The sequence below is a fragment of the Lactobacillus sp. wkB8 genome (assembly GCF_000761135.1).
GTDB lineage: Bacteria > Bacillota > Bacilli > Lactobacillales > Lactobacillaceae > Lactobacillus > Lactobacillus helsingborgensis.
The window spans coordinates 54,572-78,268 of the sequence record NZ_CP009531.1; the positions used below are offsets into that span (position 1 = coordinate 54,572).

At 38.1% G+C, this 23,697-nt stretch carries 24 protein-coding genes and 1 pseudogene; 14 read left to right on the forward strand and 11 right to left on the reverse strand.

Annotation, left to right across the window (positions count from 1 at the left end; translation table 11 throughout):
• Positions 1–74: 74 nt before the first annotated feature.
• Positions 75–1,727, reverse strand: a complete 1,653-nt coding sequence (treC, locus tag LACWKB8_RS00230; RefSeq protein WP_038520536.1) for an alpha,alpha-phosphotrehalase — start codon at positions 1,725–1,727, stop codon at positions 75–77.
• Complete coding sequence (gene treR, locus LACWKB8_RS00235) at positions 1,724–2,455, reverse strand: trehalose operon repressor (protein ID WP_038520540.1); 732 nt, start codon at positions 2,453–2,455, stop codon at positions 1,724–1,726. Before treR ends, treC begins: the two co-directional genes overlap by 4 nt.
• Before the next feature lie 246 nt (positions 2,456–2,701).
• Here treR and LACWKB8_RS00240 point away from each other — a divergent pair, with 246 nt between their 5' ends.
• On the forward strand, positions 2,702–4,681 hold the full coding sequence (locus LACWKB8_RS00240) for a PTS glucose transporter subunit IIABC (protein WP_038520542.1): 1,980 nt from the start codon (positions 2,702–2,704) through the stop codon (positions 4,679–4,681).
• A gap of 81 nt (positions 4,682–4,762) precedes the next feature.
• On the opposite strand, the gene LACWKB8_RS00245 is transcribed toward LACWKB8_RS00240, so the two are convergent.
• Positions 4,763–5,239, reverse strand: a complete 477-nt coding sequence (locus LACWKB8_RS00245) for a YhcH/YjgK/YiaL family protein (protein WP_038520545.1) — start codon at positions 5,237–5,239, stop codon at positions 4,763–4,765.
• A gap of 26 nt (positions 5,240–5,265) precedes the next feature.
• Positions 5,266–5,538, reverse strand: coding sequence for a hypothetical protein (locus tag LACWKB8_RS00250; protein ID WP_038520548.1), 273 nt, complete (start codon positions 5,536–5,538; stop codon positions 5,266–5,268).
• Positions 5,539–5,776: 238 nt separating this feature from the next.
• Between LACWKB8_RS00250 and LACWKB8_RS00255 the strand changes: the two genes are divergently transcribed.
• Positions 5,777–7,063 (forward strand): SLC13 family permease, encoded by a 1,287-nt coding sequence (locus LACWKB8_RS00255; RefSeq protein WP_038520551.1) that lies wholly within the window; start codon positions 5,777–5,779, stop codon positions 7,061–7,063.
• Positions 7,064–7,093: 30 nt separating this feature from the next.
• Here LACWKB8_RS00255 and LACWKB8_RS00260 read toward each other — a convergent pair whose 3' ends face one another.
• Complete coding sequence (locus tag LACWKB8_RS00260; RefSeq protein WP_038520554.1) at positions 7,094–8,827, reverse strand: PrpR N-terminal domain-containing protein; 1,734 nt, start codon at positions 8,825–8,827, stop codon at positions 7,094–7,096.
• A 159-nt stretch (positions 8,828–8,986) separates the two neighbouring features.
• On the opposite strand from LACWKB8_RS00260, the gene LACWKB8_RS08945 reads away from it, so the two are divergent.
• From LACWKB8_RS08945 to LACWKB8_RS00315, 12 genes and pseudogenes are all read left to right on the forward strand, one after another.
• Complete coding sequence (locus LACWKB8_RS08945; RefSeq protein ID WP_166484931.1) at positions 8,987–10,243, forward strand: four-carbon acid sugar kinase family protein; 1,257 nt, start codon at positions 8,987–8,989, stop codon at positions 10,241–10,243.
• Between the two features lie 143 nt (positions 10,244–10,386).
• Positions 10,387–10,629: pseudogene (locus LACWKB8_RS09315) on the forward strand (exo-alpha-sialidase); the annotation flags it as partial.
• 59 nt (positions 10,630–10,688) lie between these two features.
• The gene (locus LACWKB8_RS09205) at positions 10,689–11,366 is read left to right on the forward strand and encodes an exo-alpha-sialidase (protein WP_166484932.1); all 678 of its coding nucleotides are present in this window, start codon (positions 10,689–10,691) and stop codon (positions 11,364–11,366) included.
• A 7-nt stretch (positions 11,367–11,373) separates the two neighbouring features.
• The gene (locus LACWKB8_RS00275; protein ID WP_038520557.1) at positions 11,374–12,528 is read left to right on the forward strand and encodes an iron-containing alcohol dehydrogenase; all 1,155 of its coding nucleotides are present in this window, start codon (positions 11,374–11,376) and stop codon (positions 12,526–12,528) included.
• A gap of 22 nt (positions 12,529–12,550) precedes the next feature.
• Positions 12,551–13,453, forward strand: a complete 903-nt coding sequence (dapA, locus tag LACWKB8_RS00280) for a 4-hydroxy-tetrahydrodipicolinate synthase (RefSeq protein ID WP_038520561.1) — start codon at positions 12,551–12,553, stop codon at positions 13,451–13,453.
• Positions 13,454–13,473: 20 nt separating this feature from the next.
• Positions 13,474–14,502 carry a 4-hydroxythreonine-4-phosphate dehydrogenase PdxA gene (gene pdxA, locus LACWKB8_RS00285; RefSeq protein WP_038520564.1) on the forward strand — a complete coding sequence of 343 codons (1,029 nt, stop codon included), beginning with the start codon at positions 13,474–13,476 and terminating at the stop codon, positions 14,500–14,502.
• Between the two features lie 311 nt (positions 14,503–14,813).
• Positions 14,814–15,506, forward strand: coding sequence for a deoxyribose-phosphate aldolase (deoC, locus tag LACWKB8_RS00290; protein ID WP_038520567.1), 693 nt, complete (start codon positions 14,814–14,816; stop codon positions 15,504–15,506).
• Positions 15,507–15,609: 103 nt separating this feature from the next.
• Entirely contained in the window at positions 15,610–16,350 is a 741-nt protein-coding gene (locus tag LACWKB8_RS00295; protein WP_038520570.1) for a GntR family transcriptional regulator, read from the forward strand.
• A 10-nt stretch (positions 16,351–16,360) separates the two neighbouring features.
• Positions 16,361–16,774: a PTS sugar transporter subunit IIA gene (locus LACWKB8_RS00300; protein WP_038520572.1), complete on the forward strand. Its 414-nt coding sequence runs from the start codon at positions 16,361–16,363 to the stop codon at positions 16,772–16,774.
• Between the two features lie 20 nt (positions 16,775–16,794).
• Entirely contained in the window at positions 16,795–17,301 is a 507-nt protein-coding gene (locus LACWKB8_RS00305) for a PTS sugar transporter subunit IIB (RefSeq protein WP_038520575.1), read from the forward strand.
• Positions 17,302–17,303: 2 nt separating this feature from the next.
• Positions 17,304–18,149 (forward strand): PTS sugar transporter subunit IIC, encoded by an 846-nt coding sequence (locus LACWKB8_RS00310; protein ID WP_038520578.1) that lies wholly within the window; start codon positions 17,304–17,306, stop codon positions 18,147–18,149.
• Positions 18,150–18,161: 12 nt separating this feature from the next.
• Positions 18,162–19,019 carry a PTS system mannose/fructose/sorbose family transporter subunit IID gene (locus tag LACWKB8_RS00315; RefSeq protein WP_038520582.1) on the forward strand — a complete coding sequence of 286 codons (858 nt, stop codon included), beginning with the start codon at positions 18,162–18,164 and terminating at the stop codon, positions 19,017–19,019.
• Between the two features lie 248 nt (positions 19,020–19,267).
• Here LACWKB8_RS00315 and alsE read toward each other — a convergent pair whose 3' ends face one another.
• From alsE to LACWKB8_RS00345, 6 genes are read right to left on the reverse strand one after another with little or no spacing between them, the layout of a single operon-like run.
• Positions 19,268–19,924 (reverse strand): D-allulose 6-phosphate 3-epimerase, encoded by a 657-nt coding sequence (gene alsE, locus LACWKB8_RS00320; RefSeq protein WP_038520585.1) that lies wholly within the window; start codon positions 19,922–19,924, stop codon positions 19,268–19,270.
• 19 nt (positions 19,925–19,943) lie between these two features.
• Positions 19,944–20,996: a galactitol-1-phosphate 5-dehydrogenase gene (locus LACWKB8_RS00325; RefSeq protein ID WP_038520588.1), complete on the reverse strand. Its 1,053-nt coding sequence runs from the start codon at positions 20,994–20,996 to the stop codon at positions 19,944–19,946.
• Positions 20,997–21,005: 9 nt separating this feature from the next.
• Positions 21,006–21,830, reverse strand: coding sequence for a PTS system mannose/fructose/sorbose family transporter subunit IID (locus LACWKB8_RS09350; RefSeq protein ID WP_038520591.1), 825 nt, complete (start codon positions 21,828–21,830; stop codon positions 21,006–21,008).
• Complete coding sequence (locus LACWKB8_RS09355; RefSeq protein WP_038520594.1) at positions 21,831–22,598, reverse strand: PTS sugar transporter subunit IIC; 768 nt, start codon at positions 22,596–22,598, stop codon at positions 21,831–21,833.
• Positions 22,599–22,620: 22 nt separating this feature from the next.
• On the reverse strand, positions 22,621–23,103 hold the full coding sequence (locus tag LACWKB8_RS00340) for a PTS sugar transporter subunit IIB (protein ID WP_038520597.1): 483 nt from the start codon (positions 23,101–23,103) through the stop codon (positions 22,621–22,623).
• 5 nt (positions 23,104–23,108) lie between these two features.
• Positions 23,109–23,528: a PTS sugar transporter subunit IIA gene (locus tag LACWKB8_RS00345; RefSeq protein ID WP_038520599.1), complete on the reverse strand. Its 420-nt coding sequence runs from the start codon at positions 23,526–23,528 to the stop codon at positions 23,109–23,111.
• Positions 23,529–23,697: the final 169 nt, after the last annotated feature.

Here is a 23,697-nt window from a genome sequence, read left to right on the forward strand (position 1 = left end):
AATTCTGATGGTAATTTTTTGACTGCAGTATTTTCTAAGTTAGATTTTCATAGCAAAAGAAGTCATTGTTTTAGCTATATTAACAAAGCCAGTGATTCATAAGGCTGTAAAGCCAAAGTCTTTGGTACTGCGCTTAAATTTCTGTCATAGTTGCTAATTAAAGTTTGCGTTTTTTGTCCTTGATAAGAACCGGGTAAATCGTAGGTTACTTTTTGCCCATAAAAATTATTTATTACTAGTAAGGTTTGTCCCTGATAAAGTCTGCAATAAGCAAAAATTTGCGGATGATCCAAATCAATGGGTTCATAGCTCCCCTTAGCGATAATGGGATAATGTTTTCTCAAGTAAATCAACTTTTGATAATAGGGGAAAACTTCACCGTGATCAAGTTCAGCCGCCACGTTAATTTGTTCTTGATCTTTAGGCTTCAGCCAGGGAGTACCAGTAGTAAAGCCGGCATTAACACTATCATCCCAGTGCATTGGCGTTCTGCTGTTATCACGAGACTTCGCCTGAATAATTGCCAGAGCTTTGGCGTCACTTAAGCCTTGTTTTTTAAGGTCATCATAAGCATTAAGTGTTTCTACATCCACATAATCGGTTATCTTCTGGTAGTTAGGATTAATCATGCCGATTTCTTCGCCTTGATAAATATACGGAGTACCGCGTAAAAGGTGCAGCGCAGTAGCCAGCATTTCAGCAGATTTTTCCCGAAAATGTACGGGATCACCAAAACGGCTCAGAGCCCAGGGCTGGTCATGATTATTCCAAAACAGAGCATTCCAGCCGCCGCCTTGACTCATTCCTACTTGCCAGTCATTTAGGGCCTTCTTTAAAGCAGAAAAATCAAAGGGAATCTTGGTCCATTTTTGTCCATTTTGATAATCAACTTTTAGATGATGAAAAGTGAAAACCATTGAAAGTTCGTGGCTGTCTTTTTTAGTATAAGCAACAGAATTAGCAATGGTCGTTGATGACATTTCACCCACTGTAATGGCATCGGGTTCCTGACCAAAAGTCTTCTGATTTAATTCTTTTAGATATTGGTGGACTATCGGTTGATCCGTATACATTAACTTGCTGGCAGTGTTTTTAGGTGCATCAGTAAGCTGTTCATCTTTGCCGATAACGTTAATCACGTCAAAGCGAAAGCCTTTAACCCCTTTGTCACGCCAAAAGTTAACTACCTTAAAAAGCTCTGTTCTAACTGCTGGATTATGCCAGTCAAGATCGGCTTGAGTCTTATCATATAAATGAAGATAGTATTTACCAGTTTTACCAAAAGGTGCCCAAGCGGAACCACCAAATTTAGATGTCCAGTTGTTAGGCAAACTGCCATCTGCTTTAGGCTTTCTAATGTAGAAAAATTTTTGATAATATTCGTCCCCAGCTAAAGCTTTTTTAAACCAAATATGATCAGTGGAGCAGTGATTTAACACCATATCAAGCATCACACCAATATGGTTTTGCGCAAGCTTAGCGACTAATTCTTCAAAATCAGCCATTGTGCCAAATAACGGATCAATACCATAATAATCGGCAATATCATAACCATTATCATTTTGGGGAGATACAAAAAAAGGATTGAACCAAATCATATCAATATTTAGTTTCTTTAAATAAGGAATTTTTTGAATGATCCCCCTTAAGTCCCCGATACCGTCACCATTACTGTCATAAAACGATTTGGGATAAATTTGATAAATAACTTTATCTGCCAAATTCATAGAATAAGACCCCCATTTTTGTTTTTCCTGTGTGCAAAGTCTACAAACTTAAATTTATCAGGCCGATGTTGCGAAATAGTGTACTGAAAAAAAGATGTGTCTTTTAAGTAAGTTAAGCTGCGTACTACTACGACTAAATTGGTATTGGTAAGCTGCAACTGTTTGATTACACTTGCATTAGCTGGCTCTACCGTAATAGTTTTAGTGGCATAATCAATTTCAAGCCCTAAATCATGCTCAAAATAGTGGTATAACGAGCTTTGTGCCTGCTGTGGCGAAATTTGGGGCACGTATTTTTTTAAAATATAATCTTCGTCAACTACTATTGGTTCATGATTGATCAGGCGCAAACGCTTTACATAAGTTGCAGCAGTTTCTGTTAAGGACAAATGTTTACTGATGGTATACGGCACACGTGCATCTTTTAACTCAATAATTTTAGTTGCCGCGTGCATTTGTTTTTGCTTGTTGAGTTCGTCAAAAGATTCAATATTAGAAACTGGGAAGGCAATACGAGCGGCATTAATAACCACTGAACCTTTACCCTGTATTTTTTGAATTAAACCGGCATCTGCCAGTTCAGTCAAAGCTTTCCTAATTGTTTCACGTGAAACGTTATATAACTGTGATAACGTCGGTTCGCTTGGTAAAAAATCACCGGCTGCATATTGCTCGTGCTTAATTTTATTCGCTAAATCAGCTGCAATTTGGATGTACTTAACTGCCATTCTTAAAGATCCACCTTTTTTTATTTAATCATACCACCTTTCTTAAAATTATAACCTGTCTAGTATAGTTAACAAGCATAAAATATACTATTACAACAATATAATAATCAATATGTTGACACTTGTCTATACAAGAACTATAATAATCAATATGTTGACACTTGTCTATACAAGAACTATAATTTTTAGGAAAGCGTTATCAATATATGACGACCCTTTATGCAGTAATTTCATGGAGGTTTAATTATGAGTAATACGATTAAAATACTGGCACCTGTTGCCGGTCAGGTCATTAATCTTGAAGATGTTAATGATCCGGTTTTTTCTCAGAAAAAGTTGGGGGAAGGCTTTGCTGTTAAACCTAGCGCAGGAGAAATAGTTTCGCCTGTAACTGGGAAGGTGGTAATGGCTGCCAAAACAAAGCACGCACTTGGTTTGCAAACTGTAGATGGTGTGGAAGTGATGATTCACCTTGGTATAGATACCGTTGAACTTGACGGCAAACCGTTTGATTTGCAAGTGGCAGCCGGCTCTGAAGTAAAAGCAGGGCAGCAATTAGGGACAATGGATCTGCAGGCAATTAAAGATGCCCAAAAAGATGATACCGTTATTCTGGCGATTACTAATACCGCTGATATTTTAGCTGGTATCGCTCTTACTCTGGGCACTAAGTCTGCCGGTGAATCGGCAGCCACTATTACATTGAAACAGACTAAGTCAGCACCAGTTGCCACTAACAAAAAAGAAAATAAATACCAAACTACAGCTCGGGAAATTGTTAAGGCAGTTGGTGGCGCTGATAATGTTAAAAGTGTTATGCACTGCTTTACTCGTCTGCGCTTTACCTTAAATGATAATAGTATTCCGCAGGATGATGAGGTTAACAACATTAAAGGAGTAATAGATGTTACCCGTGCAAATAACCAATATCAGATAGTAATTGGTCAAACGGTAGAAGACGTTTATGATGAATTAATCAAACTACTTGGACCAAAATACGCTGGGCAAGGTGAGACTACAGCTGCTGCTCCTGCTCCAGAGACTAATCAATCTATTGGTGGCAAGATTAAAAATGGTTTCTTCCAGTTAATAGGTGTAATTACCGGCTCTATGATGCCTGTAATTGGCTTGCTGGCCGCCAGTGGTATGTTAAAAGGTATTCTTAACATTTTAACTAACTTTTGCCACATGTCTACGGCGTCGCCAACTTACACTATTATCAATGCGATGGGGGATGCGTCGTTTTACTTTCTGCCTTTAATTGTTGGTTTTACAGCTGCTCAAAGATTAGGTTCTAATCCGGTAGTTGTTTCTATTATTGGCGGTTTTCTGATTTACCCTGATTTAGTAAAAATTTATGCCAGCGGCAAATTCAGTTACTACTTAGCTGGCGTTGGTATTAATGCCAACTTCTTCGGTATTCCAATTCATATTCCACAATATACTTATTCAATTTTCCCAATGATTTTTGCGGCTTGGATGGCTGCCAAAATTGAACCGTGGATTAAAAAATGGATGCCAGTCACATTAAGACAAATTTTTACTCCGCTAGTAGAAATCTTTTTGGTAGGGATGACCGTCTTAATTATTGTAGGGCCTGTAATTTCGTTTATTTCTACGGGAATTGCCAAAGTATTGCAATGGCTCTTAACTGTCAACACTGCACTTTCCGGTCTAATCATCGGTGGTCTTTACCAGATACTGGTTATCTTCGGACTGCACTGGGCAGTAGTGCCAATTATTGCCAATGATATTGCTGCAACGGGACATAGTATTTTAAACGGTATTGTTTCAGTAACTATGATTGCACAAGGTGCTGGTGCTCTGGCCGTTTGGTTTAAGACCAAGCATAATCCTGATTTAAAGGGATTATCTTTAAGTGCCGCTATTTCCGCCGCTGTTGGTATTACTGAGCCGGCAATGTACGGTGTTAACTTAAAGTATGGTCGTGTATTCATGACTTCAAGTCTTGGTGCTGCCATTGGTGGTCTGGTAAACGGTCTGCTTAAAGTTGATATGTATGGCTTTACTGGCAGTTTAATCGGATTTCCATCCTTTGTGCCTAAAGCTGGGCAAGGCAATCCTAATAACCTGCTGAACTTCTGGATTGCCTCCATTGTGACAATTGTTGCTGCATTTGCTTTGACCTACTTCTTTGGTTATAAAGAGCAGGACGCTAATAGTCCTAAGGATGCTCCTAAGAAAAAGAATTTAGCTGATTTATAATTGATAACAGTTTTATAAGTACAAAATATTAAAGGGCTCCAAAAGCATGGTCGCTTTCGGAGCCCTTTTTCTATCTCATAATTATTGTACCAACTTAATTGGCACCTTGATAACCGCCTTTTTACATGGCTTTTCATTAGCGTCTAAATCTAAGCAAGCTTCATGAGCATCTTCAGGAAATAAAATAATATAATCTCCAGGATGTAAGCAAATTGAAGTTGCCGGACCAGTGAAGCGCTGATAATGCGCTACGTCATCCGGGCTTGCAAGTGCATTATCTATTTCAGTCAGGCCGTCAGGTTTGGTTACCCTTGTTATTTCTGCACCCTTAATTAAATAATGAAAATCAAGGTGCGTTTGATGATTTTCAAAGCGACCCTTTTTTTCGTCTTTCGTATTATATTCCTGAATTTTGACAAAAATGCCATCACTGATATCGTATCTGCCAACAGTTAAATTGGTCAAATCGGTTTCTTGCAGCCATTTAAAAGCCTTATCCAGATACTGATTTTGACGAATGAAAGTAGTAGTTGAATCATTAATATTAGCGTAAATCATATCATTTTCCTTTCTTATATTCTGGGTTAATTATTTAGCATTTGCTTTGAATTAAGTTGCTGGATCTTATCCACCATTTCATCAAACGAAAGACTGCTCAATTTTTTATTGGTAGTGAACTGTGTATCTTCTAGAGTGTTGAAATCACCTATTAAGTAGTATGCGGTCAGATAACTTAACAAGAATTTTTTGGCCTCAGGTATTAAGTCTTGTTGAGAATAATTCATTTGACTGGCAACTGTCGCAAAATGATATGCGAATTTTTCTGGATCAATCTGAGTATTTTCGTTAACAGTCATAAAAAACCTTCTTTCATAAAAATACTTTTAATCCTATTCTATATTGCCCAATTAAATTGTTTTAGTGTTTATTGTTTAAAAATAAGACGATAAATATTCATTTACGAGTGATTTCTTTTTATCCAGTAAATAATGTTTAAAAATAAGACGATATTCAATGTAGTTTAGTTATGATTTTTATTAGCATAAACAATGTAAGCGATTAACCGGTATGTTTTATTTGAGAGAGGTCATTAAAATGTCACAAGCGTACATTGTTTTAATTGTAATGGCTGTAATGATCGTAGCAATGGTTTCTGATAAGTTTGATTTTGGATTTGCGCCAGTTGCCGCCTGTACAATTTTGGTTTTAACTGGAACAGCCACCGTACAACAAGCATACGGTGGCTTTATTAACAATAACACTATCTTAACTGCAGGATATGTAATTATCAGTTCACTTTTTGCGCGGACACGTGCTATTCATAAATTACAGGCATTTTTGTTAAAAATTCAAAAAGGTAAAAGTGGGCTGACACTATTTGTAGTTTTGCTATTATTCACTGTTATTCTGATGACAGTAATGGAACCGGGACCTGCAACCTTATTAATCTGTTTGGTTTTGTCAACTTTACCAGCAGGTGGCGGCATACCGTCGGGACAAATGCTGTTGCCGCTGGCTTCAATGGTCGATATTAGCGCTCGTAAAATTCCTATGGGTATGACCATGGTTTATGTATTAGCGTTAAATAATTTTATTACTAACGCTGGCTTCAGCCATACAGTAAGTATGGGCACTTGGATCATTGCCGGTGCAGTGCCACTTTTAGTTGCATTTGTTTATTCCTTAATTGCGTATCGTGTTTTACCAAAAAAGGAATTAAAAATTGATGCGGGGCAGGATCAAAAAGAACAGGAAGAAGAAGCAACTGATAACTTAAAATCATGGCAGGAAAATTTGATTTACATTTCTTTTGTTGTAACTACAATTGCCATGTTTTTTACCAATCAATTAGGAAATATTGTCTACGTTATCCCACTAGTAGGAATTGGCCTGATGTATTTTTGCAATATTATCAGTTTTAAAGAAATTCGCGAGGGCATGTCCAGTCCCATTATCTATCTTTTAGGCGGAATGTTTGGTCTTGCTGATATCATGGCTGCTAAAGGCGTAACCAAAATGATTGGTTCAGCACTACAAGGAGTTCTGGGCAATAATTCCAGCATTTGGGTCATTACCTTTGTCTTTGCTTTTGCGGCAACAATCATGGCCAACTTGACCGGGTCGAACATGGGAACAACCATGATTTTAACGCCAATCGCTATTGCAGTGGCTGTTGCTTCCGGACTTGATCCCCGTGCTGCAGGTTTAGCAACCGTAATTGCATCTAATGCTGCAATTATTATGCCAATGGATACTGCCATAGGTATTGCTGTTGCCCAGGGACACTATAAAATTGGCAGAACATTTGTCTATACTATCCCGTTAACAATAATTTATATCACCGTTGTTGCTGTGATGTGCTGTGTATTATTCCCAGCATAATTTGGCAGCAGTTTGATAATAACCCAGTTTTTACCGTTTTAAATAGCGCCATAAAGTTGCGCGACTAATGTTTAATTCTTTAGCGGTTTTGGTTTTATTGCCATTATTTTCTTTGAGCGCCTGTTTAATGTCTTGGACGATAATATCATGTAAAGAAAGTCCTCGATGTGCGGGGCTGGCTGCCTTTAAAGCCGCTTGTTCTGGCTGTGATTTTTCACTCACAGCCAGCTGAGTTAAGATCAGATCAATATCTTTGCCCTTTAAAATCGGCGCGTCAGCTACTGCTAGGGCAGTAGTCAAAACGTGAATAAATTCGCGGTAGTTGTGGGGCCACGGGTAACTCGATAGATGATCCAATGCTGTGTCAGAAATTCCTGAAAAAGTTTTACCCGTCTTTAAATTAAAATCGTTGAGAATGGAGTGTACCAACTGATTAAAAACGTCATAAGACATTGCGTTTAAAGGTTTTAAAAAGAGTTCGTTAACTGTGAGGTAATCAGGAAAAGAAATGTTCAACTTTGTTCCATAAGGCTGGGTAATTAAGAAAACCAACTTGTTTCTGCCGTCCAAATTGGATTTACGGATAAATTCAAAAAAGTCATTTTGGTCAGTACTTGGCAATTTCTCTAAGCCGGTGATCTGAATAAGATGGTGATTATCAAAGAATATCGAGTCATTATCAGCAAGAGCTTTGCTTAAGCTTTCATGATCTGACAGAGAAATCTGAATTGGAGCTGCAGCGTCTGTTTCTTTAAAGATTAGGCTGCCTAAATATTCTTTTTCAAGTCCATCCGCACCGATTATGGCAACGGGGGCTTGGAGGTGAGAATAGTGTCTGAGTAATTTGAAAAACTGGTTATCATAGCAGGTCGAATAGACTGAGGAGATATAGTCCGCATCAAAGTGTGTTTGACTGTTTGATGGCGCTTTTCCTAAATAATCCAGTGTGGCAATTGAAAAGTTGGTTGTCTGCGTTACTACTACGTGCCAGGAGGAATTAGCCCAGGTTACGATCGGTGTGGCGTCGCTGAGCGCTTTACGCACCTTTTTTGCCAAAAACGCGGCTTTTTTCTTATTAGTGCTGAATAAAACGTTAAAATAATTATTTTTTTCAAAAAAGAGTGTGTAATTATGAAATGCTGCGAGGGTTTCGGAAAGCAGATTGAAGTAATTAATATTTGTTTCCTTTTCCCTAAGTAAGAGAAAACAGGTTTTAAGTGCTTGATAGACAACTTCGTCTCCCGATTCAATCAGATAAGAATTGAGGTGGTAGATATTGTTGGAAGCGACAATTATGCCTGAATCACAAATTATATTGTGATAACCGCTTGCTGCAAGCTTTGCCATTGCATTTTTAATATCCATTTTTTTCTGTACCACATATTTGGTCATTTTAATATTAAATTGAGCCAAAGTTTGGGAGATAGCTTGATCGAAGGCCTCATAGCAGATGATAGCGGACTTACTCAAGTCGGGAATGCTTTTGATCGTCCGAATAATATCGTACTGGGAAATACCAATATCTATTACAGGTACATTGGTTTGTTTTTCCAAAAAAGCGAAAGTTCCACCACGGGAAAGTAATAAGTCAAAATCATTATTCTTAACTAAATCGGCTAAATTGTTTTTATTCGCTAAATTAGCTAGTTCAATTTGAATTTGAATGTCCAGATCAGCATTCTCTGTTGTTAATTGCTTAAAAAAGTGTTGGACTTTGTTTCTCAAACCGGGATAGGGAACGATGCAGAGAATTTTAGCAGTCATAATAACCTCCGTTTCAATTTTGAACATATTTTTAGAGTTAGTATACTTCACTTTTAATTACCTGATAAGTGTTTAAAAGTGAAACAAAAAATATTACAGCTTTGTTCTTAATCATTTTAAGATTATCTATGTAAAGAATATCTGATGGCGGGTGGAAAAATGGCTAAATTTTTGATAATTGCTGATGACTTTACTGGTGCTAATGATACCGGTGTTAAGCTTACAGAAGAAGGTATGCCAGTAAATGTTTTTTTCTCAGCAATTAATATTGTTCCCCACACTTCTTGTGTAATTGATACGGAAACACGAAATGACTCAGAAAAAACGGCTTATGAAAAAACAAAAACAATCTTAAATTCAATTGATATGAACCAGTTCGATTTTGTTTATAAAAAAGTTGATTCGACTTTGAGGGGTAATATTGTTACTGAATTGAGAGCGATTAACGACCGTTTTGCACCAGATTACGTTGTTTTTGCACCAGCCTTGCCGGCGTTAGACAGGCAGGTAATTAATAAGAAAGTTTTGGTTAGTGGTAAAGAATTGCGCAAAACGGAATTTGCCTGCGATCCCGTTAAGCCGGTATTACTGGATAATGTTGAAACAATCTTGGCCCAAAGCTTTGGCGTTAATAGCGTGCAATATTATTCTTTAAAAGATCTACGATCTAACAAGGATTTGGATTTGAGCAAAAAGTGCTTTGGCTTTGATACCGAAAATGATGAGGATTTTTGCAAAATTGTTTCTCTATTTCAGGGATTAAAAGGCAAAATCCTCTGGGTTGGCTCCTCTGGTCTAATTGAAGGAATGGTCAAAAAGAGCAGCATGGCAACGCCAGCAATTGCTTTAGTTGGCAGCGTCAGCAGTAAAACTAGAAAACAGATTCTTTATGCCAAAGAAAATGGGCTGGCTATCATTGCATTGCCGATTTATGAAATTTATAAAACAGAAAATTATTCTGAGTACGTTGACCAGGCTGTACGCATTTTAAAAAAAGGCAGAAATTTGGCCTTGGTATCTTCCGCATCACTAAAAAGGGCAGATTTAATAAAAACCAAGACCAGTTTTAATGATGCTGGCATAGTTGGTACGGAAATGGAGAACACCATTCAAATGATACTGGCAGGTATTTGCCGCCGCGTGATTAAAGCATTTCCTGTTTCTGGCTTATTTGTTACTGGCGGTACAACTGCACAAAGTATTTTAAGAATTGTGAAGGCGCAGGGAACGATAATTAGAGAAGAAGTTGCTTTGGGGATGCCGCTATTAACCGTTGTTGGTGGTGAGTTTGACGGCATTAATATGATTTCTAAAGCTGGTGCTTTTGGAGATTCGAGTTTGATTATGTTTGGTTTAAATAAATTACGTTCTTTAGGAAAGAAGGCAGAAATATCATGGAATTACAAGAAAGCTTAACTGCTAAATTTGACAGAACTATGTTGTTGCCAGATTCCGGAATTCAAAGTCATGCTTCCAACTTATTGATATTACCTAATGGTGATACCTTGTGTACTTGGTTTTCAGGTACTGAAGAAGGAACAGACGACATTACCATTTTTATGGCTGAATTGAGAGCAGGAACAGATAGCTGGTCAAAGCCGGTTCCAATGTCGAACAATCCCGGTCGTTCCGATCAAAATCCGGTTTTATTTGCGGCACCTGATGGCGATATTTGGCTACTTTACACTTCCCAAGTTGGTGGAAATGAAGATACGGCAATAATTCAATATCGTGTTTCACATGATAATGGGAAAACATGGAGCATGCAAAGTAATCTATTTCCAAGTGAAAGTGGTCTGTTTATTCGTCATCCGCTAGTTGTAACTGCTAATGGAGAGTGGCTTTTACCCTTTATCATTGTGTGGTTAAAAATGACGGCAAACCGTGGGATGGCAGTTATGATTACAGTTGCGTCCGGGTTTCGCAGGATAGCGGACAAACTTGGAAAGAATACGAAGTCCCCGATAGTCAGGGCTGCGTTCAAATGAGTATTGTCAAGCTGCAAAATAACGCGGGGTATGTAGGCTTTTTTAGAAGTCGCTGGGCTGATAATATCTACCGTTCTTTTTCTAATGACGGCAGCAGTTGGACGCCACCTAAGGCAATTGACTTGCCGAATAATAACTCATCTATTCAAGCAGCACTGCTGCCTGACGGCAACATAATTTTAGCTTTTAATAAGTCCAGTGCTGAAGATGCAACAGTGAGAAGACTATCATTATTTTCCGAAAAAACCACGGCCAAGGAAACATCCAACAAAAAAGCTGCTAAAACTGCTTTTTGGGGTGCGCCCCGGGCACCATTAACCGTGGCAATTTCAGAAGATAACGGTAAAACTTGGCCCTATGTAAGAAATGTTGCCGAAGGCAGCGGTTATGCTCTCACTAATAATTCTAAAGATAAGAAGAATAGGGAATTTTCGTATCCCTCAGTTAAACCGACAATAAACGGCAAAATTGCTTTGACGTTTACCTATTTCAGACAAAATATTGCTTTTGTCGAGTTTACAGAAGACTGGGTCAAAGAAGAAAAGGAGTAAGACTGTGATGAAAGAAGCTTTTTTAAAGTTACCCCAGAGGGTATATCTGGGTGAAAATTTACTGGACAAATTAGGTGAATTTTTGCAAACCAGAAAAAATACAAATGTTTTACTTTTCACCGATCAAGGACTGTTAAAAGCGGGTTTGGTTCAACCGCTAGAAGATTACCTGCAAGCACATGGTATTGCTTATCAAATTGAATCCGAAATTAAACCTGAACCAAGCTATACCCAAGTTGATGCTCTTTTTAAGAAGGTTAGCCAGTTTAACTTCAATACGATCGTAGCTATCGGGGGCGGCTCGGTAATGGATGCTGCCAAACTGATTTCACTATTGCTTCATACCGATTTGAGCGTTAAAGATCTGATTAATGATCCGACCAAAGCACAAAAACACTGTGCCACCGTTTTTATTCCGACTACTGCGGGTACAGGCTCAGAAGCCACAATTAATGCGATAGTCAGCATTCCGGAAAAACAGGTTAAGTTTGGTATTGTAGCGGATGCAATGCTCCCGGATTTAGTTCTGCTTGATGGCAATAATGTTAAAAACCTGCCGAAGTCAATTCTTGCCTCGTCAGCAATTGACGCTCTCAGTCACTGCGTTGAATGTTATACGGCTAAGAACGCCACTGTAATGAGTGACGGTGTGGCACTTCTTGGTGCTAAATTGATTTTTAAGAATATTATTAAGGCCTATCAAGATACAAAGGATATTCAGGCACGTGAAGCGCTGCAACTGGGTGCCTTTTATGGTGGTGTAGCAATCACCGCTTCCGGAACCAACATAGTTCATGCCTTGTCGTATCCGCTTGGTGGCAAATTCCATATTGCTCATGGCGTAGCTAATGCCATTTTATTTAAAGCATGCATGGAAACTAACAAGCCGGCGATTGAAGATCGTTTAGCAGCACTTTGCACTAATATTTGGCCGGAAGAAGGCAGTAAAAGTACTAGTGCGAAAGCCGATTTTGTAATTGCTAAGATTGCAGAAATTGTTGCAAAAACCGAAATACCAACTGATCTTAAAAAATTTGGTGTACAGGAAACAGACTTGGACTTTTTAGTTGATTCAGCACTAGAGCAAAAGCGCTTGCTCAGTCACAATCTGAAAAAATTAACGCGCTCAGAAATTGCTCAAATTTATAAAGCAGTAATGTAGTTTAGAAGGAGGAGTTTTTAAAATGTGTCAGACAAAGATTGCTCAGGGTATTATTGCAGCAATGGTGACCCCGATGGATGAAAATGGCCAAATAAATTATGCAGAGTTGAAAAATCAGGTTGAGCGGCAGATTAATTCCGGCATCAGCGGAGTTTTTACGCTAGGCACAAACGGTGAAGGATATATTCTTAGCCATGATGAAAAATTAAAAGTGATGGAAACGGTAATTAAACAGGCAAATCACCGGGTTCCAGTATATGTGGGCACAGGTTGTGTTTCTACGGCAGAAACAATTCAGTTGTCGCAGCAAGCTGAGGAGCTAGGGGCAGACGCATTATCAGTTATTACTCCGTGGTTTGCGCAAGCTTCACAGGAAGATTTATTTAAGCATTATCAGGCTTTAAATGATGCTGTTCATGTTCCAATTTTGCTTTATAACATCCCTGCAAGGACGGGCAATGCTCTCGCACCTAAAACTGTGGCTCGCCTGGCCAATTTGCCACATATTGCTGGTATTAAGGATTCAAGCGGTAATTTCGACAATATTTTACAGTACATTGAATTAACCAGAAATAAGGACTTTGCAGTCATATCAGGTAACGATTCTCTCATTTTGTGGACTTTAAAAGCCGGAGGTACCGGTGGTATTGCCGCTTGTGCGAATGTATTACCGGAAATTATGGTATCAATCTACCGCTACTATCAAGCTGGTAAATGGGAAGAAGCTAGAAAAGCGCAAGACTCTATCCGTCCGTTTAGAAACTGTTTCAAGTTAGGAAATCCTAATACCATTGTTAAGAAAGCAACTAATGTCATGGGCTATCCTGTGGGGATGCCACGCGCACCATTTAATGGTTTAACTAAAGAAGCAGTGACGACTATTCAAAATACTATAGATAAGTATTACAGTGAATATAAAAAGTAGTTGAAAAGGAGATAAAACTGATGGGTAGACCAATTGTTGGTATTACAATGGGAGATCCTGCAAGTATAGGACCGGAAATTTCTTTGAAAACTTTTCAGGATCAACGACTTTATGAAAAATGCCGACCTTTATTAATAGGTGATAGCAATGTTCTCGAAAAAGTAATGGAAATATTACCCGATCGTAAACTGCAGCTTAACCCCATTACTAACGTTAAAGATGCTAAGTTCCAATACGGGACAATGGATGTTTACGATATGCACGAAGTTGAAATCTCTGAATTGCAGTTTGGCCAAGTCAGCAAAATGGCGGGTAACGCTGCTTTTCAATATGTCAAAAAAGTGATTGAACTGGCTAATGCCCATGAAGTTGATGCTACCGTAACGAATGCCCTAAACAAAGAGGCAATGAACTTAGCAGGACACCACTATGCTGGGCATACTGAAATCTATGGTAAATTTACCCATACTCCAAACTACACGATGATGCTCGCCCACGGCAATTTAAGGGTGGTTCATGTTTCTACACACGTTTCTTTGAGAAAAGCCTGTGATTTGGTGAAAAAGCCTAGGGTTGCAGAATGTATTAAACTGGCTGACGAGGTTTGCCGTAATTTGGGCCTCAAAAATCCGCGGGTAGCAGTTGCAGGGCTAAACCCACATGCAGGAGAAAATGGCTTATTTGGTGATGAAGAAATAAAGGAAATTGCACCAGCAGTTGCAGAAATGCGGGCAAAAGGTGTTAACGTGACTGGTCCCGTTCCTGCTGATACAGTTTTTGCCAAATGTCATGGTGGGATGTACGACATTGTAGTTGCAATGTATCATGACCAAGGACATATACCGGTAAAAGTAATTGGCTTTCAATATGATGAGCAAAAGAAGAAGTGGGATAGTGTTGCAGGAATCAATGTCACTTTGGGTCTGCCAATTATCAGAACGTCGGTTGATCATGGCACCGCCTTTGATCAGGTTCTTAAAGGCACAGCTAATGAAGTCAGTTTAAAAAATGCAATTGATTATGCCGTTAAACTAGCTGAAAGCAAGTAGTGCAGGATAATACTGCCGTATTGCCTCATGAACTTAGCAGATATAAATTTAATTAGACTTTTGGCTTAAAATAGGCAAAAAAGAGCTGTCAGTGCGATAGTTCTTTTTATTTACCCTTTTTTGCAATATTTGTATTTAATGAAAGGCCAGTGCCCAGCAATTTAAACACTGCTAATAATGGTATTTATTTTACTAAAAAAAATTATTTTTATTTTGCTCTTGACATAGACGTCTATGAATGTTTATATATAACTGTAAGCGATTACAGCAATTGCACAAGACAAGCTAATCAATATGAAAGGTGGTTTATTATGTTAAATTTGTCGGATAAGGAATTGGCTTCTAAGATTCAACATACTAATGTTAATCCAGAATTAACGCCAGATGATATAAGAGGTTTGTGTGATGATTGCAAGCACTTTGGCTTTAATGGTGTCATGATTCAGCCGCAATGGGTCACACTTGCAAAGGAGGAATTAAAAGGTACCAACATTCAAGTTGCCACGTGTATGAGTTTTCCAATGGGGGCACAAAAGACAGAAGTTAAAGTGTTTGAGGCTCAAAGATGCTTTGCGGACGGGGCAGATCAACTTGACTGGATGCCCAATGTCGGCTTCCTAAAGGCTGGTATGTATGATGAATACCAAAATGAAATTGCCGCTGTGGTCAAGGCAGCAGGCGGCAAGGTTGTTAAAATTATGCTCGAATTTGGTATGTTGACACGCGAAGAAAAGATTAAGGCAGCTGAACTTGCCAGGGATGCTGGTGCCACTTATCTGAAAAACTCTAGTGGTTGGGGTAAAGGTGGTCACGCTACCATTGATGACATCCAATTATTAAAGAGAATTGCACAAGACAAATGTGAAGTGAAAGCTTCTGGTGGTATCAGAACTAGACAGCAGGCTCTATCTTTGCTTGAAGCAGGAGCATCATTGCTGGGTACGAGCGCAGGGCCACAAATTATCACTGGGATAAAGGGAAATGATGATTCTATAGCTGATTAATTTATTTAGCTATATTGCTTTTAGGGCGAATAGTATAATGCTTTATAATAAAAACAAAGATTATACTATAAATAAATAACTTTTAAAGAAGGAATGAATCCCTATGAGTAATATATCAATAGATAATAATTCTCCAATATCCATTTACCAGCAAATTGCGAACCAAATAAAGACAGACATTAATAAAAAAATATTAACACCCGGCGACAAAATTCCATCTGAAAAATGGTTTGTTGACAATCTGGGAGTAGCACGAGGGACTGTTAGAAAAGCAATCTCTTTATTAGTCAAAGAAGGTACTTTGGAAAAAGTTCAGGGTAAAGGAACTTTTGTGACGAAACCGCAGATTTCTTATCCTTTTGCGCAAGAATTAGTCTCGTATGCCGAAACGATGAAAGCCAAGAATATTAATTTTTCCACGCAAGTGATAGAAAAGAAAATTGTCGAGCCTACCAAAGAAATCCAGAAAAAGTTAAAAATAGATAAAGAGCAGAAAGTATTATATTTGGTACGTCTCAGAAGTGTTGAAGACACGCCGGCTATACTTACTTTTAATTGGATTTCTCTTGATAAGTGCCCGGAAATAGCAAAAGTAGATTTTAATAATGTTGCTTTATTTGCTGCAATAGAAAAAGATGCAGGAATAAAAATTAAATATGGTATCAGGAATTTTTCAGCACGTAATCTAAACAAAAAACAGGCAAAAATAATGGAATTGGCACCAAATGATGCTGCTTTAGAATTAAACCAAGTTACTTTTGCCGCAAATGATGAGCCGATAGAATGCTCCGACGCTTTGCTTAGAACTGATCAATATAAAGTCACTTCTATTTTATATAGGTAGGTTACAAATAATGAAGATATTAATTACAACACACGGGAATATGGCAAAAGGCATTTATAGCAGTTATCAAATGCTTGCAGGTTCAAACAATCAGATTAAATATTTAGGACTAAGTCCTGATGATACTGGTCAATTTAAAAAAGAACTTGCCCACATCATAGATCAAGAAACAGATGATTTATTAATCCTTTGCGATATTAAGGGTGGTTCGCCTTATAATGAGTGCTTTGCAAAATATCTTCAAAATCCGCAAAAGATTAGAGTTGTAGCGGGTCTTAATTTGCCTATGCTTTTAGAAGTCGGCTTGTCACTAACTAGCAAGCCAAGTTTAGATGAAATCACAGATTTAGCTGAAAAATTCGGTAAGGAAGGAGTTTGTGTAGCTAAAGAAACAGCGGACACAAATCAAGATATTGAATTTTAGCTAGAGGAAGGTGTTTCTCTATGGCAATAACATTAGCTAGAGTGGATGACCGTGTGATTCATGGTCAAACCACCACGAGATGGTCGAAGGAAAGACCCATAGATGGTTTCTTAGTAGTGGGTGATAAGATCATTCACGATAAACTCAGAACAAAAGTTTTAAAAGCAGCAGCTGGAAACTTAAAAGTAGGTATATTTAGCGATGATAAAGGTCCAGAAATAATTAAAAAGGGGGTACAGTCACACAAAAACTTTTTCTTAATATCAAATTCACCCCAAACTTTTGCTAAGCTTCTGCAAAACGGTGCTGATTGGGGTAATGAACTGAATGTAGGACCAATGAATACGCGTGAAGGGGCAATAGTCGTTGAAAGAACTTTAGCCCTTGATGATAAAGATTATGAAGCATTTGACTACATGTATAACCATGGCATAAATATTTCTTTTCAACTGATTCCGGATGAAAAGAAAAAAACGTGGCCTGAGGTTAGAAAACATTACGATGAGTTGAAAGCCAAGGAGGGATAAAAATGAATATGGCTCTTTTTTGGCAAGCTGCTTTAGTTGGTATTTTCGGATACTTAGGAGCAGTTGATAGTATCGTTATGGGTGGCGTTGCCTACGGGTTCTATATTTTAGGCAGACCTTTAATTGCAGGCTTCATTTGTGGTTTGATTTTTGGAGATGTTAAGGCAGGTATACTTTGCGGGTTAGCTGTACAAGCGGTTTTCATTGCGACAATGCATACTGGCGGAACTTCAAGTACGGAAATCACTTATGCTTCTTATGGCGGCATTGGTTTAGCAATGGCTACAACCAAAGACCCTGCAATTGCAGTTACCCTTGCTATTTTTATTGGTCAAACATTTGGCTTAATTTTTTATAACTTAAGAATGGCAGGTTTTTCCTATTTTAATCATAGAGCGGATCGTGATATTGACCGTTTTAATAAACATGCCCTTATTATGGACCAAGTCGTTTGGCCGCAAATTATTACTTTCTTAGTACGTGCAGTGCCAATATGGGCGGCAATTTACTTTGGCAGGGGGGCAGTTGAGGCTTTACTCAAAGTAATTCCAACGCAAATAACCAGCATTATCACGGTGCTGGGTGGCTTACTGCCTGCTCTTGGTATTGCAATGTTAATGAATATGCTGATTAAAAATAAGCTACAATTAATCTACTTTCTATTTGGTTTTGCAATGATTGCTTTTGCCAAAATGAGTACTATTGGCTTAGTATTTATTGCCGTTTTAATTGCTTATATTGTCTACCAGATATCCGGTAAAACTGGTAGCAATAATAGTAGTAATTCATCTGGCACAGCAAAAGCGATTCAAACCGAAGATGAATACGAAGATGCAGATTTATTCTAAGGAGGCAAAATAATGGCTAATCAAGATGATAAACAAACGCCAGTAGCCCAACAGGCTAAGCCGGAGCGTTTAACTAAAAAAGAATTACGGTCAATTTTTTTAAGATATATGTTCCTGCCTGAATCTGCAATGAGCTATGAAAAGATGCACGGCGCTGCATGGGCAGTTTCATATATGCCTTTAGGTAATAAATATTATAAAAATAATGATCAAGCCTATCAGCGCCTGCTTAAGCGGCATTCGCCTTTTTACAATACGGAACCACAAACCGGACAACTAGTTAATGGTATTGTAGCGTCACTTGAAGAACAAATTGGTATGGGCAACACTAACGTCAGTGAGGAGATGCCCGTCGATGTTAAGGCTTCCTTAATGGGCCCCTTAGCTGGTATCGGTGATTCATTGATGCAAGGTATTCTAATTCCTACACTCTTATCAATTGCGATGGGACTATCTAAGGGTGGCAGTCCCTTAGGTCCGTTATTTTACATTGTAACTTATGCGGTGATTATTACTATTGTAGAGGTAATTTGCTTTAAAGGTGGCTACAAGTTGGGCGTATCTGCTGTGGATAAAATTGTTGGTGAAAGTGCTAAACGTCTGACCAACATGTTTACAGTTTTAGGTACAATTGTTATCGGTGGTCTGGCTGCTTCGACAATTGCTTTAAAAACAACCGTCAAGATTCCTTTTGGTTCACAAACCAAACCACTTGAAACTATTATTGATGGGTTCTTCCCGGGACTATTACCTCTAATTGCAGTTTTGTTTACTTTTTGGCTGATTTCATCTAAAAGGATGAGTGCTAACAAAGTAATCTTAATATTAACAGTGGTAGCTACGGTGGGCGTACTGATAAAATTTTTGTAATAGTTAATTGTAAGCAAAATAATGTAAATGATAAGCTTCAACGCTAAGCAAACGTTGGAGCTTTTTTATTTAAGATATGCGGTATAACCAAAATAGAGGGCTTGACACAAGGAGCGCAGAGCATAATCAGCAGTTATTAGGTTTTCTAGTGACTGCAAGCTAAAATTAGTTGGCAAAAAATGCTCAGTGCAGTCAATCAATTAGACAGTTGCAACTGAGCATTTTTGCTTGTATAAAACTATTTAGCTTTAATTTAAGTATTTTGCGGCCGTTTTGATACATTGGTCTATGTCTTGTGAAAACCCGAAAAAGCCGCTGCTGCCGAGAACTAAAATATCAGAACCGGCTGTTTTGAGCTCTGAATAAGTTTCGGCATTACAGGAGCCGTCAATTTGAATTTCAAAATGAAGACTATTTTGCTTACGGTAATCTTTTAGCTGGCTAATGGTTAATAATGCTTCCTTAATGAACTTTTGCCCAGCATAGCCGGGGTCTACGGTCATTACGGTAACCATATCAACCAAGTTAAGATACTGGGAAATATCTGCAATATTTTCTTCAGGATTGATAACGACGCCAACTTGCCTGTCACTTTGCTTAATGAGATCAATCAAGCGAAAGGCTTGTCCGTCGAGCTTTTCCGCATGGATATTTATTAAGTCGGTTCCAGCAGCAATTAAGTCATTGATGTAGTCTTCAGGATTGTCTACCATTAAGTGTGCATCAATAGTTTTATTAGTTAAAGGCCTGATAGCTTTGATAAAATCAACTGATAAAGCGAGATTTCTGACGTAATGTCCATCCATAATATCAATATGATAATTATCGGTAAAAGAATTAAGTTTTTTTATTTGCTCTGCGACTGTTGTCAAATTCATGCACATTAAAGATAATGATACTTTCATTGATTAAATTGGTCCTTTCTTATCCTTTATGCTTTATTACCATCATTGATTTACATGAGAAGATTTTTTTATTGTGGATATGCTCAAATAAATCAGTTACTTCATCAATTGCTACCCTCTGGGTGATTAGATCATGGACTTTTAACTCTTTGCTATCAAGTGCGTTTCGGGTGGTTGACCATTCATCTGTAGGATATCTCTTATAAACATCATTATACACTGAAATTATTTTACCTTCTTTTCTCATTAGTTGATCGTAGGTAGCACGTTTTAAAGTCATATCTGAGTGGGGATTTCCCAGCAATACCACAGTACCGAATTTTGTGATAGATTGAACGCAGTTGTTGAAGGAATGCGTGTTACCGGTTGCTTCAACCACAATGTCAGCTAGCTCTCCGCCGAAGGCTTGTTGAATATTTTCTAAATTGTTTTGACCATCATTGAAGAAGGTATTGGTAAAACCTAATTTTTGTGCAAAGTTAATGGCGTCGTTATCAATATCAAATAAAGCAATATGATTTGCGCCTGCCAGCTTTGCCCATCTGGCGACCATGATGCCAATAGGGCCAGCTCCATAAACAACCACATTATCACCCAATTTTAGACCAGATTTTTGAATTGCATGTTGAGCAACAGTTGCAGGCTCAATCATTGCCCCTTCTTCATAAGAAATATTGTCTGTTAAGGGCACCAAGTTGAATACTGGTACTGCCAAGTATTCTTCAAACCCGCCGTCATTGCGTGAACCAAAGTATCTGTAATTATCGCATTGGGCATAGTCACCCGATAAGCAGGAACGGCAATGAAAGCAAGGCAAAATCGGAAAGACTGCCACTCTTTGATTTAATAATTTTTGATCAACGTTTTCGCCTAGTTCTACTACTTTTCCGGCAAATTCATGACCTATAACGGTGGGAAAATGGTAAGTGCCATTTTGGTAAACGCGGGGTAAATCCGAGCCGCAGATGCCACAGGCTTTAATTTTAACTAAAACCTCGTCTTTTTTCGGACGTGGCTTTTCTTTTTCAACTAACTCTAATTTTCCAATTGATTTAAGTTCTATAGCCTTCATATTAAGCTCCTACTTGACAATTCCAAAGATATTTAAATAACTAAACGCGATACCAATGATAAAGATAAAGACAATTATCCAATTAACATTAATCTTTTTTCTGATTAGCCAATATACGAATAATGTTAAAGCTAGCGGAACGAGCCCAGGCATCAAAGCATCCAAAACCTGACTTTGAATGTTCATGTGGACATTACCAATGTTTAACTTTAATGGCACTCTGATTGCCACCCGTGAGGCAGTCATACATCCGACTACCATTAAGCCGATCATGCCAAAAACATCGGTTAGCTTGTTAATTGTCCCTTCACGCATTATTTGTAAAATGAAGGATTTTCCCCGACTATAACCTAACTTATACATATTCCAGCCGATAACAATAAGTAAAGTTTTGTAAACTACCTCAAAGAATAGTGGTCCTAAATAGTTGCCGGCGATTGCCAATGAACAGCCAATTCCGGCTAATATCGGATAAATTATCCCTTGGCTTAAAGTATCGCCAATTCCAGCTATTGGTCCCATTAAACCTGTTCTTAGGGAATTAATAGTTTCATCCGTTATTTCTTCCGCACCGTTGGCCCTTTGTTCTTCCATAGCTGTGGCTATTCCGGGAATAACAGTTCCTATAAAAGACGGTTCAGTATTGTAAAAGATCATGTATTTTTTAAGCTCTTGTGCCTGCTTTTTGGTATCGTTGGGATAGAGCTTTCTCATTATAGGTACCATTGCGTTGGTTTGACCGAGAGCTTGCAGCCTTTCATAGTTATAAGCTGCTTCATTAGAGTATATTAAGGCCCAGTTTTTTAGCAGGTCTTTTTTAGATAATTTAGGCATTTAATTAACCTCCTTCGGGGTTTCGTTATTCTTTTTATCTTCCAGAAATCCTGTTTGATAGAATACAACTCCCATTACTACAGCCAGTGCAGTTACGCCGATAATGTCGAGCTTTAAATAAATAGTTAATAGAAAGCCTAAGAAGTAAAAAGGCATTAACTTTTTAGTTCCCATGAAATTAAGCAGCATTGCAATACCAAGAGCAGGCATGATCGCACCTACGACCTGCATAGCTTGAACTAACGAATTAGGGATGCTGGCTAGAAGATTTCTCATAGTCCCAGCGCCAAAATAAACTAAAATAAATGCAGGAACCCCAGTTACCAGGAAATTTAAAATTCCTGAAGGGACAAAATTCATGATTCTCATTGCCCTGATATTATTTTGATCTAAGTATTTTTCGGCACGATGAACCCAAATAGAGTTCAATGACATGGTAATTTGAAAGGTTAATATCCCGAAAAGACTAAATGGTACTGCAAAAGACACCCCCAAACTGGGTTTAGCATTTGCCAAAATAGTCATAGTGGGACCGAAAACGGCTGCAACTGGAAGGTTGCCCGGCATTGTTCCGCCTGCAGTGATCCAACCTAAATATGCCAAATTAATGTACGCACCTGCCTGCATTCCCAGCATTGGTTTTCCTAAAGCCAGACCAACTAGTAATCCCGTCCATAAAGGATAAAACCAAGTCCTAGTTAATAACTGACTGGGCCACCAATTTGCGATGGTTGCAATTAAGCACACCAAAATTGCTGATACTAACATTTTTTGCCTCCTTTAAATCCCATCAATGCAGATATTTTTCAGCATCAACTTCTTTTTGATCAGGGATAATATGAATGGTTACTTTGACACCTCTGTCAATAATATTTTGCAAAGACTTTTTTTCTTCGTCGTTCATTGCAATATTGCGATAAAATGGCTGCCGGTCTTTTCTTGCACCCATTCCTCCTATAATTAACTTGCTAATATTGATGCCGCTGACAATAACTTTTTCAATTACAAGTGGTTCTTTGACTAAAATAATGATTTTATCGTCATTAAAATTGTCTAAGTCTTGCAGCTTTGTGATAGCAGTATCAGAATCAAAAACATCTACTTTAATGCCCGTAGGAGCAGACATTTTAAGTACTTCAATCATAAAATCATCTTTGGCGACTTTATCGTCAATGACAATAATGTGATTGGCGTGGGTCTTTTTGACCCAGGCGGTCATTACTTGACCATGAATTAAGCGATCATCAATTCTCGTTAAAACTATTTCTGCCATTCTTGTTACCCCTTTTTATAAAAATCAAAGTTTTGAATTTTAATGGTTTCTGCTGCCATTTGTTGCAAATGCTTGGTGAAATCATCCAGACTTTGATATTGGTTTCTGCTCAATAGTGCTTCAATCAAAATGGGCAAGTTTACGCCGCAAAAAACCTGATATTCGATATCTTTATTTAGTTGTGGGTAATTTTGCACCAAAACGTTATAAGGACTGGCTCCGAACATATCACAGAAAGCCAAGACTTTTGCTCCTTTACCAAAAGATTTTAAGCTTTGATACACTCTGTCCTTAAAACCATCAATACTATCCGTTTCCGCAAATTCAACGAAACTCACTTGAGATTGCTGACCGACAATCATTTTTGCAGCTGACAGAATGCCTTCAGCGAACTTTCCGTGAGTAGCGACTAATATCCCAATCATTAAAATCTCCTCTAAAGCAAATAGCTTATTATTTATTATTTATTAAAAATAGAAACGTTTCCATTAATTAGTATAAATTTAGTGTTGTATTTTTGTCAAGTATGCGTTTACAGGGTAAATATTAGATAAAAAACCAAAAATTAAAGGAAACGTTTCTATTGAAAAATTG